A 1,871-nucleotide genomic window follows, 5' to 3' on the forward strand; every position below is an offset into this window, starting at 1 on the left:
GCAAGGTCGTGCTCTACCAAATGAGCTACTTTCGCAGGTATTAAGAACTTCGTTATTTTAAGAACATTTCCCATCGAACTGCATTCTTCCGTTTGCTTTGCCCCGTGGCGTTTTCGTTGGGATTGCAAAGATAGGAAACGGACTGAAAACACAAAATTTTTTTTAGAGTTTTTCAGAATATTTTTTGCTCACCGCTGTATAACAATTTGCTGGAACACAACAAGGAAAAGCATTTCACCAAAAAATAAGTAATACTTTTTATTTACATTGTGCTCGCTACCGGTGCTTCGCGGATCACAACAGGCTTCTTCTTCGACTTCTTCCGTTTACCCCACCACACATAAAAACCCGTTACCGGTAAAGAGGCGCAGATCAGGCTGATCACGAATGCAAGGATCTTCCCCGGTAGCCCGCCAATAGCGCCTACATGGATATCGTAATTCATTTCTATCAATCGCTCCCCGCCGTTCTTGTGTGAATCGTTCCTTCTTCCAAGGAAAGCGCCATTGTATTTGTCGAATGTCAGCTGATCACTTCCATAATAGGTTTCCACGCTTTTATTCCCGGTAACAGTAATTACTCCTTTAGGGCTTTCATCAGCATAAATATAAAAACGCTTTGCATCTTTCAGGATCGGGAGCGCTTTGCTATAGGCAATGTCCAGCGGGTTGCTGCCTGCCTGCATTGTTGTTTGGGCAGATTCATATTGCTTTACTTCAGGCGGCGCGGTGGTACCGGAAGCCACTACATATACCGTGGCCTCGAACCATTTAAACGCCCATACCATGCCGGTAAAAGCAATCACCAGTGCTATAAGCATGGCGTAAAAGCCCAGTACATTATGCAGGTCGTAGTTGACCCTTTTGAAACCGGCTTTCCATTTAATTTTAAAGCTTTTATCCCGGTTGGCTTTATTCCATTTCTTTGGCCACCACATGATCAGCCCGGTGATCAGCAGGATCACAAAAATGAAAGTGCTCCAGCCTACAATGGGTTGCCCGTATTTGTCGTTCAGCAGCAAGCTCCAGTGAATGCTCTTCACCACCGAAAAGAAATTATGCTTGTAATCCAGTTTCCCTGTCACCTTGCCGGTATAGGGATTGATCATTACAGATTCATAATGCTCTACGGTGCCAAAATAGGTGAGTGCGGTATCATTGCCTTTATAGGCCATAAATTCCCAGGCAAGGTCCGGCTGCCGGTAAGTAGTGATGGATAACAGGGGTTTATTGGGTCCGAGCACGGCTTCTGCGGTCTTTTTCAGCTCGCTTACAGGATGCAACGGACTTTTTTCGGGGGTAACATATATTATTTTACGATAATAAAAATCATTGATTTCTTTCTGAAAAACAAACAAACAACCGGTAATGCTAACAATAAGCACAATAATGCCTGCCCCCAGTCCCAGCCAGAGATGCAGTTTGTCCACAACTATCCTGAACAGCGACTTGTGCTGCTTCTTCTTTAACTTGTCCGTCCGTTTAAACATACTAAAACCACCGGTAGATATCATACCGGATACAAAATTCGATTCAAAAGTGTAAAAAGCAGGCTCGGATCGGGAAATTCTTTTACGCAAAACGGAAATCGCCGGCATAAAAAAACCTCCACCGGAGATACCGGTGGAGGCTGGATAATTATGTTTAAGCGGATGCTTATTTATATTTCGGGTTGTACAGTGAACTTTCCTGCACTTTTACTTCCGGTTTACCCTTATATCTGTGTGCATAAAGTCCGTAACTAACTCCCAGGATAAAGGCTATCATACAAAACAATTGTACGTAAAAAAGCCAGCGGGAACGGGAAACCTTGTCTATAGTGATGTCGTACTTGTTTTCTACTGTATTCTGTTCCATAATCAGTTTATTTCC

Annotated in this window: 2 protein-coding genes; both read right to left on the bottom strand. The window is 43.5% G+C overall.

Features of this window, described 5'->3' with window-relative positions; all coding sequences use genetic code 11:
* Window positions 1-262: 262 nt before the first annotated feature.
* Window positions 263-1,489 carry a PepSY-associated TM helix domain-containing protein gene (locus tag VN105_RS25630; RefSeq protein ID WP_325645614.1) on the bottom strand — a complete coding sequence of 409 codons (1,227 nt, stop codon included), beginning with the start codon at window positions 1,487-1,489 and terminating at the stop codon, window positions 263-265.
* A 166-nt stretch (window positions 1,490-1,655) separates the two neighbouring features.
* The coding region (locus tag VN105_RS25635; protein ID WP_325645616.1) for a hypothetical protein at window positions 1,656-1,871 on the bottom strand (216 nt) is incomplete at its 5' end.

Source organism: Chitinophaga sp. (assembly GCF_035564935.1).
Classification (GTDB): Bacteria; Bacteroidota; Bacteroidia; order Chitinophagales; family Chitinophagaceae; genus Chitinophaga.

Bases quoted from the DNA above. Each gene is read 5' to 3' on its own strand.
- VN105_RS25630 (WP_325645614.1), bottom strand. From the start codon at position 1,489: ATGTTTAAACGGACGGACAAGTTAAAGAAGAAGCAGCACAAGTCGCTG.